The organism is Anoxybacillus sp. CHMUD (assembly GCF_013096965.1).
In the GTDB taxonomy this organism is placed as follows: domain Bacteria; phylum Bacillota; class Bacilli; order Bacillales; family Anoxybacillaceae; genus Anoxybacillus; species Anoxybacillus kestanbolensis_A.
In genome coordinates this window covers 1-490 of sequence record NZ_SDLG01000068.1, presented here as the reverse complement: position 1 = coordinate 490, position 490 = coordinate 1, and the positions used below count along the sequence as shown (strand labels likewise).

1 rRNA gene is annotated in these 490 nt (G+C 47.6%); it reads left to right on the top strand.

Features of this window, described 5'->3' with window-relative positions:
• A 16S ribosomal RNA gene (locus ETB99_RS14630) occupies positions 1 to 105 on the top strand; the annotation flags it as partial.
• Positions 106 to 490 lie beyond the last annotated feature (385 nt).

Below are 490 nucleotides of genomic sequence, written 5' to 3'. Positions count from 1 at the left end.
TGAGGTAACCCTTACGGGAGCCAGCCGCCGAAGGTGGGGCAAATGATTGGGGTGAAGTCGTAACAAGGTAGCCGTATCGGAAGGTGCGGCTGGATCACCTCCTTTCTAAGGATAAATGCGAAAAGCGAAGAACGGTTCTTGACGTAGTCAAGAAAACATCCGACGGAAGCGCAAGCTTTCGACAAGACGTGCGTGCACGTCGACGGAGAAAGCAAACGCGGAGGAGGATGTTAGTTCGTAGCTAGACATAAAGAAAAGCGGAGAACGGTTCTTGGTTCGAAGCTAGACATAACGCAATAACAACGCTTTTTCGCTTCGTTTAGTTTTGAGGGAATATCCCTCGTTATTTTCGCTGATTGTTCCTTGAAAACTAGATAACAGGCAGTAAGAAAAGCGACAAACGGTTCTCGTTTGGAGCTAAACGATAAAGCCAAGCAATGCAAAGTGTGTTTAGTTAAGTTAGAAAGGGCGCACGGTGGATGCCTTGGCA